7 protein-coding genes are annotated in these 8180 nt (G+C 59.1%); 1 reads left to right on the top strand and 6 read right to left on the bottom strand.

Annotated features, from left to right (window positions below; genetic code table 11):
• Positions 1-1341, bottom strand: a 1341-nt coding sequence (locus ACODSO_RS24835) for a DNA/RNA helicase domain-containing protein (protein ID WP_489039328.1), incomplete at its 3' end; no start/stop codon positions are given.
• 226 nt (positions 1342-1567) lie between these two features.
• On the opposite strand from ACODSO_RS24835, the gene ACODSO_RS24830 reads away from it, so the two are divergent.
• Positions 1568-2143 carry a nucleoside triphosphate pyrophosphohydrolase family protein gene (locus ACODSO_RS24830; RefSeq protein WP_489039327.1) on the top strand — a complete coding sequence of 192 codons (576 nt, stop codon included), beginning with the start codon at positions 1568-1570 and terminating at the stop codon, positions 2141-2143.
• A 319-nt stretch (positions 2144-2462) separates the two neighbouring features.
• On the opposite strand, the gene ACODSO_RS24825 is transcribed toward ACODSO_RS24830, so the two are convergent.
• The 5 genes from ACODSO_RS24825 to ACODSO_RS24805 form a co-directional block, all read right to left on the bottom strand.
• Positions 2463-2666 (bottom strand): hypothetical protein, encoded by a 204-nt coding sequence (locus ACODSO_RS24825; RefSeq protein WP_489039326.1) that lies wholly within the window; start codon positions 2664-2666, stop codon positions 2463-2465.
• A gap of 607 nt (positions 2667-3273) precedes the next feature.
• Complete coding sequence (locus ACODSO_RS24820; RefSeq protein ID WP_489039325.1) at positions 3274-4794, bottom strand: hypothetical protein; 1521 nt, start codon at positions 4792-4794, stop codon at positions 3274-3276.
• Positions 4795-4830: 36 nt separating this feature from the next.
• On the bottom strand, positions 4831-5754 hold the full coding sequence (locus ACODSO_RS24815) for a hypothetical protein (RefSeq protein ID WP_489039324.1): 924 nt from the start codon (positions 5752-5754) through the stop codon (positions 4831-4833).
• 759 nt (positions 5755-6513) lie between these two features.
• Positions 6514-7020, bottom strand: coding sequence for a hypothetical protein (locus ACODSO_RS24810; protein ID WP_489039323.1), 507 nt, complete (start codon positions 7018-7020; stop codon positions 6514-6516).
• A gap of 3 nt (positions 7021-7023) precedes the next feature.
• The gene (locus ACODSO_RS24805; protein WP_489039322.1) at positions 7024-8007 is read right to left on the bottom strand and encodes a hypothetical protein; all 984 of its coding nucleotides are present in this window, start codon (positions 8005-8007) and stop codon (positions 7024-7026) included.
• Positions 8008-8180 lie beyond the last annotated feature (173 nt).

Here is an 8180-nt window from a genome sequence, read left to right as displayed (position 1 = left end):
CGGGGTGGGGACTTTCACCTGGCCACCAGCGGGGACTTCAACTTGGCCATTGACAATTGGCCCGCCTTCTGTCAAACCAAGGAGGCACTTCGTCCACAGGACGTATTCTTCGCTTCCTCCGCAGCGAAACTGCTCACCGAGGCGCACGTGACGCGACGTCAGTCCAAGAGATTTCGCGTACTCCTCGATCTGTTCGAGCGAACCCATTTCGCCGGGTCTCACAATCTGATGCTCATCGAGAAGGAAGACGGGAACGCGGGCGGCGGCAATGAGCTCATCCACCTGTGGGCGGTCAGTGCGGAGTTCGGCCCTGGTGTAGCGGTCGACGGACGTCTCGCGGATCCGGTGCGCTTCATCCAGGATGAGCACGTCCAGGCTGTTCCGCTCGGCCGACATGAACTGATTGAAGTACTTGAACATCTTCTGGACGCGTGGAGCGCGGTGACCGGCGACTTTTCGCAACGTCTGGGTGAAGGAACGTGATCCGGTGGCGTGCAACACTGCGCGGCCACGTCGGGCCAACTCGCCGACGAGGGACAGCGCGACTACGCTCTTGCCGCTTCCGGGCCCACCCGTCACGATGATGACCTGCTTGCTGTCAGCTTGCCGAGCTTGTTCGACAGCGTGAAGAACGAGGTCGACGGCAAGTTGCTGCTCGCCCAGCAGGTGGAACTGCGGACGGTCGCGAACTTCGGCGGCAGCGACCTTCAACAGCTGCTGCGAAGGCGCGACAGCGGATCGGATCAACGTGTCTGCAGGTGAGTGGCTACTACTAGTGGCTGACAGCCGTGACCGAAGAAACGCGTGGAGGTCTTCGCGATCCGACGCGGTGAACAGCCGTCCGTCAGTTGATGGCGGGAGAGCACGCAGATCTGACACGGCCGCTGGATCGAGCGCGTTGTGTAGGTAAGCGACGCCCGCCAACGCGTCAGGCTGGTCAGCTAGCGACTTGGTGAAGTCGGCCATGTATTCGCAGTATCCGCGAACCTGGGCGACTGGATGTAGCTTCGGTCCGCCCGGCATCCCTGGCACATCAACTAGCTCTTCGTTGCCCTCGAACTTGAATGCAGACGACCACTGCTTCAGCTCCACCAAGACGTAAGAAGCTGCACCGGTCACTGGATGCGTACCGGCGAGCACGACGTCGACACGTCTTGAGGTCAGTGGGAGCTGATACTCGACGAGCATCTCGACATTCGACAACCCAGCGTCGACGAGGTCGAGTGCGAAAGCCGGCAGGCTCTTGCTCCACGACGTTTGCTCGGAAGGACTTGCACGTCGACCGGTACGAAAGAGCATCTGTTCCAGCAATTGCTCACTGACCGACGCGGGATCTGCCATGCCGACGATTCTGTCAGCGGTAGTACGAAGCAACGTCACAGAAATGTCCCCAAGGCAGCACGAATCGAGTCGTGCGGGTGGGGGCATGTCCGTAGCTGTGAGTCGCAGCGGAAGTCCGTCGGGCCGCAGTGGAAGGCTATCTGAAACGGGTGGTCTGTTGTCGGACCGACGAGCCAGTGGCGCGCCATGTTGGCGGATGTACGTGGTCGGCTATAGCGTCCTGTACATGGCCACACTCCAGCAGGTGATGGACGACCAGCGAGAGTTCGCGAAGGCACGCGACTGGGGGCAGTTCCACACCCCAAAGAACCTGGCCATGGCTTTAGGTGGCGAGGTCGGAGAGCTCTCCACCGCGATCGCCGACGCGCTCTCCTCCCCGGGTGACAGGGCCGGGCTGGCTTCCTTAGAGTCAGTGACCGGCGAGATTGCAGACGTCACGTTGTACCTACTGAGGCTGTTCGACGTTCTGGGCTGCCCACTGCCGGAACGGCAGGTGCAAAGTGGCCAGGGAGCTACTGCCTCCGATTCGGAGCGCCTTGTGTTTGTGGCTCTTGCGAGACTCGTAGGGGCAGTTGGGGAGATCCTGGAATTCTGGCAGTGGTCAGAGCCTGGCGAACTTCATACCTCGCTCGAACGGATAGAACCCCGAATCAGTGCGGCCTTCGACGATCTGGCTCGTCTTGCTGGCCTGGTAGGTGTAGGGCTAGCGGACGTCGCGGAGGCAAAGCTCGCCCACAACGCGGATAGATACCCAATCAGTAAGAGCTTTGGGGTGCATTCGAAGTACTCCGAATTCGATTGAGGAAGAACCAAATTCGAGTCCGTCGTGCTGAGCCGGTATGGCCATCGCCTTCCGAACGGTCCAGCAAATGCGAATAACGCGGTGTCGCTGCGCGAGCTTTGACACTGTGCGGACTTAAAATTCGCACAGTGTCGGTTCGAGTCCGACTGGGGGCACCAGAGTCCGCACGGATCCTCAATCTCGCTGTCGAGCAGCGTATTTCGGTGGTGGTCGTGGACTGCGGTAGACTGTGCTGTATCTGAATGGACAAGTGAGGCAGCGGATTCAAAAGTCCGATCGGCGCTTGGTTTCGCAATCCCACTGACTTAATTCCCGCAGGTCACAGTTGGGTAGTCTTGGTGACGAACACAAAGCCATGCGGCGAGTGCTTCTTGGCAGCGGCCAAATCGTCGGCGAACTTCTTCTTGATCGTGGTGAATGATTGCTCTCCCCTGGGGAAATACACAACGTGCGTGGTTCGCTCGAGGTGAAGCTCGATCGCGGTACCGTCTCCGAGATCTTCCAGGTTCGCTCGTTCACCCAAGGTCAGCTCTTGGTAGCCCCGTGATTGATTACGGCAGAGGCTTACAACTGGCGGGCGCACCACATTCTTGGGAGAACTCCGACGACGAGACGTTCGTCATGACGAACGATCTTCCACGCTTCCGGCCCGACCAGATATGAACGAGCGACGACGACACCCTAATACTGCAAGCGATCGATCCAAAGTCGCCGTCTCTGACAGCGGAGCGGACGGTGACCGCGCAAACCTACGGCGAGTTTTATAGCGGAGCCGTTATCGAAATTCCGATTCAAGCCGAGTCCGTCGGCAGCAGCTTCCGAGCGGCGGCGGATGCTGCACGAGCCGTCCGAGACTGACGAGGCAAATGCAACACAGCTAGCGTCAGAATCCTCACGGTCAGACGTAACCTGGCCGGCGCGAACTGCACAAGCCAGGAGACTGGAACTGCAACGAATGAACTTGTGCAGTCCTAGTCGCAGAATGGTGAAGTGGGCGTGGACGGGGGTGACAGGTCCCCGATGGTCGGACCACCGCGTTCTAGAGCCGCGGTTTGATTGATTTCAGTCGATCTCGCAGCCGCATGCCGACCGGCTCCCGGGACTGCTCATCGGTCCATGGTCCGTCAGGGCTATTTGAACTGCCCGGGGCTACCAAAGATCAGTAGAAGGGTCGCAAAGATGAAGTAAGCGATCGGAACTGCCCATCGCATAGTCACGATCCGTTTTCGTGCTGAGACTAGGCTTGGTAAGAGGTTGATCGCCGCTCGTTGTTCGCTGGTCAACAAACCTCCCTGGTGGTCCAAATCGTCTTTGAGCTTCTCCGCGGGTAGTGCTAGAAGCGGTCCTTCGAGCGCTGTTGAGGCGATTGCCAAGACGCACAGGAAGAGCGCTACAAGCACTATGAGAAGCCGACTGATATCGTCGGGAAGGACCCTACCTGCGTTCGCCATCAGCACGGCCCCCACTGCGATAAGGGCAGCCAAGGAGCGCTCGCTCGCGCCTTTAAGCATTTCGGTGGCGTTTTTAACGGTTTGGCGTGCTGCTTCCTGCGCTTGTGCGTGTGCTTCTCGCGCACCTTTGACGGCCTCAGCGACCGCTTCGCTTCGCAAACCTACGTAAACCATCTCGGCGCTTGCCTGGATGTCGGCAGCGTGTGCAAAAGGCGTCGATGTGTCGTCGTACAGACTTGCGATCTGGCGCACCGCCAGCAGGCGGTCTGGGCTAAGGTCGTGTAACGCCCAGTCTCTCAGCGCCAGCGCTTCTTTCACCTGACACTGCGTCCAGGGTTGAACGAGCAGGGGAAAAGAGGAGTTCTTGTAGCCGGCGAAGGTCAAGGCAATACCTTCGCTCCCACGCTGCTCCTTCGAGGCAAGAGAGCGCCAAATCTGTTGTGTCATAAGAGCATTAAGATGAACGGTCGCGTTCGACCACGCTTGAGGAACGTGCGCGTACGCATTGCTGAGCAGGGCACCGGCAGGTGGAAAGTGCTCGTGGTGGACTTCGCCATCCAACAGTTTGACAGGCTCCAACTCGACCAGCAAAGGGTGCGGGCGGCCCGGCATGCCGACAAGAACCAACAGGCCACATTGAACAGTGTCAGGCGTGTCGAGTGCGACGAACACCCTGTATCGCTCGTCGGGCAGTAGTTGCCGGATGTGGAGAGAATCTATGTCAAGTATGTAGTCTGTGATGGTCGCGGAGTGCAGCGAGACCGTCACAGTGGCGTCGAAAGGTGGGTCGATCGCCTTTGCAAGGGCAAACGTCCCGGAAATGTTCCAGTCCATCGGCAACCGCAGGGCGGCATCGGCGCTTCCATCTAATGCTTCCAGCGCCAAAGCTTGATCCGCTTGCTCGTCGAAAAGCTCGCGTGGATCTGCGGTCGGGAAGTCGACAATCTCGGGAATCCCGTTCACGAGCCGTATCGTGAATTGTGACCCAGCGCGCAGTCCGACGGCTTCCACGTTCAGGGCAGCTTCGAGTAGCGTCGTCAGTTGTTCGAGGGCTGCAATCGGATCGTGGACCGAGGCCATCGCCACCTTTATGCTTCTAACACCGTCTGTGACCGTCCACCCTCGCTCTTTCAAGCGGACGACCTCGCCCCCAAGGCGCGAAAGTTGTGCTAAATCAAGTGTCAGATCCTCGCTCGTCATACCCAGAAGCGTAGGTGCGGCCACCGACACTGCCCTCTATGTTCCCGCTTGGGGTGGTGTGTCAACGCGAATGCTTAGTACGAAGCCGTTCCCGTCCGGGGTCACGGTGACGTCCGCGGCTCGGTGGGCGGGGACCCTGAGTTCGACACCGTCAGCCCGCCACACAACGGGCTGCGCGGAGATTTTGTTAAGACGGACGACGCCAGCCGGCCGGTTCGCTGCCCCGATACTCTGCGCGGACGGTGCAAGCGATGGGTACTTTCCGGAAAGAGTTTTAAGTACCTTGTCGGCCGGCCCATCCAGCGCGGAAGCCTCCTGCAGTGCCTGCGAAAGCTGGTTTTGCGGGACGTTCTCGATGATTGCCGCTCTAACTCCGCCCTCGGCCTCGGCCGACTTAGGACTCACCCGAACGTCGTAAGCGTTCTCAAAGTACTGCGCGTTCGCGGCGTTCGTGTCAACCATTAAGACGTCGCTGTCCGGCCGCGGATCCGGCCAGGACAGCGCTTTCTGCAGGTCGCGTGGTGTGGGCAGGAGATCGGACAGCACCGTAAGACTGATGGCGCCGTTGAAGATGTCGCGGCGCGCCGCTTCAACGTTCGCGTCGAGTTTGAGCATTGTGATGTGGTTCGGTTGCCCTGGCTGGTCCTGCGCCTGGACCAGTGCTGTGACGCAGTCGCTGGCGTTGCTTGATCTGCTCATCGTCGACGTGAGCAGTTTTTGGAGTGCATATGCGTCTGCCACGAACCTTAGGTCGTCACCGGCAAGCAAGCCTGCGAGTAATGCTGGCACGGTAGAACCGGCGTCGAAAAAGCTGCGGGCTTGGTTTTTGGACCGTACCTTGTCGATATGCCGACCAAGGAAATCTTGCTCGACCGGCCCCGTAAGTGTTGCCAAACTGGGCGCAATGACACTCGCGCCTCTCCGGGCGATGGCGCCGAGGGCGACTCTCACGATGTGCATTCGCCCATTGTGTCGTGTTTCTGGGAATCTATCGGGGCATGACGCGCTGAAAGCTGCGCTTTGCACCGTCATGTCCCGCTCTAGAGCTGAGAAAGCCGTTTGCGTGGCCAGACTGCCACGCGACGATCACCGCGGCGCGCCCAGCGGCTCGCTTCGCCGGCCGGGGTGCGGTCCGAGCTTGCGCACCCCGCGCCGGGCGGGCGTTGTGGGTCGCCCGCACACCTGGGAGTCCGGTCATGTTCCGGTTTGAATTCCGGAAGCTCAGGGGACACTGGCAACCGACACCGAAGTCTCGTACGAAACAAAGACCGTTCGCGCGGTCCGCGGCACGGAGTCGCGCCATCAGGAAGTGGATAGACGAAGGCTGGGAGGCCGGCGGACTCTGACACCACCTTGCTCTCTGGTTGCGTGCACTCGGTGAAGTCGTCGTGGATGTGCCTCCCTCAGCTACGGCGCGAGTGCGTCAATCTGCTGAGGGGGACGACGAAAGAACGACCGTATCGATGCGGCGGCTGCGGCTTGTATGACAGCACTCCAAGGCGACGCCAAACCAGTGCAACCGGAGCCGCATGCTAACTCACTCGCGCTGCTCCTTGAACGACGAAATAGCATTTCCAAACGAGGGCGGGAGGCAAGCCCCTCTCACCCGCCATCGCGCGGAACCGCCACAACAGCAACCGGATCCGCGCACGGCCGCCGCGGATCCGTCCAACCTGGTGTCGCTGTTTGGTCGACGGTCGGGCTAGAAAGGCGCCGCGACTACCTCGGGTATTGGATCACTCCACTAGACCACGCCGTCACATGCGAGAGTTGGACTCGCAGGTATTCGTGTCGTATTGGAGATATTGGGCCGGGGATAGAACAGGTGACGTCCTTCAGATGTATGAACCGGCTGAGGTAGGGGTCGTACGTTTCGTCGTCCTCGCTCGGCGGTTGTAGTGCGGTCGCCCAACGATCAAATGTTTTTGCATAAAGGTCGGCGACTTGCCCCTTATCTGCGGACTCTTTCGCACCGCTTTCGCGAATGCCTTCGGCCATCTTCTCAAAGTATTCTGCGCCGCCGATGATGTTGCCGCTGGCGGCTCCCCACGGGAGGTAAAGCGTGACACCAATTCCGATTATGTGGGCGTAGTCGACGAGATCTTGTAGTACGGCGTCGGGGCGGCTGAAAATGTCCTCCGAGCGGACTGGATCGGGACCACTGAATTCGCTATCGCCAGTTTCAGCGCTCAGCTCCGAAGGCTTCTCAACTTCGATATCGGACATTTTTTATTCCCTTTGCGTTTCGGTCGTGCCGCGGAACGGCCTGAGTTGTACCACGTCGACTGCGACGTTCTTTTCGGGATCTTTGTCGAATTTGACAACCACACGTCGGGCATCGTTTGGCCGTTGGCCTACAACCGTACCGATCCCCAGTGCTTGGTGGCGTACCCTCCCGCCTGCTTGCTCCAACAGCATCCTCACCCGCGCCTGAAGCTTCGCAGCAACCTCGGGGTCTACGTCTCCCGATTCGGATCCGACTGATGCTTCGCTCACAACGCCCTCAGTGGGCAGCAAACCGTGCCGGATAGCGTTATTTCGAAGTTCTTCGGATTCGCGCTTCATTGCATGTAAGTTCGTCATCTGGCTGCTCGGGTTAGGTTCGGGGCTCGTAAGCCTGATGCTCCTTTCAATGCCGCGAACGCGCTCTAGTATTTCGCCGACCAGATCTGGAACTGTACGAGACTGTTCAGAGTCCAGCTCATCGGGATGGGCGTCTTTATCGATTTCTATTTCATTCTTGATTATCGTTATTTTGGCTTCAAGATCTGCCCAGTTGTTCTCGAATACTTTCTCCAAAACCGACTGCTGGAGGGGTCTCGTGCAGTGGTCATTAATCGAGCTGAGAAACTTCAGTACGTCTTGTTTGTCGTGGATCTCGGTATGTTGAAAATCCGCCAGCGGGCCTTCTATGTCCTGTGGCGGGAGATCGAGCAGAATCGTGCGGACAGAAGCCTCGCCTGCCTGCTTGGACAAAGCGCCAGCCTCGAAGTTGAGCCAGGGCTCACGTAAGTTGGCACGGGTTATGCAAACGATGCCTTCGCCCGTCCCTTCCAACTCTTTAGTGATCGTATTTCGACCTCGCGACCCCTTTGCGATGTCCTCGGAGGACACAAAGGGAACGACCTCTTGTATGACTATCTCGAGCCATTCTTTCAATGCCAACGCGACAGCGTGACTGGATGACTTTGACCAGCTGATGAAGATCTTCACCTTCGGGTGCCTCTCGGTTATGGATGCTTCATCATACCGAGTGGTACTGACAGAACATGCTGACACGCCCGGCGGCCGGGGTGGGGCCGGGCTGGAAGTTGATGACCGCTTTGGCGGTGCGTGTGCTGGCGCCCTACCAGGTGAGACGTGGTGCCCTCGAAAGGATTAGAACC

It is taken from the genome of Rhodococcus sp. FG69 (genome assembly GCF_057808915.1).
This window is presented reverse-complemented; position numbering and strand designations above follow the sequence as displayed.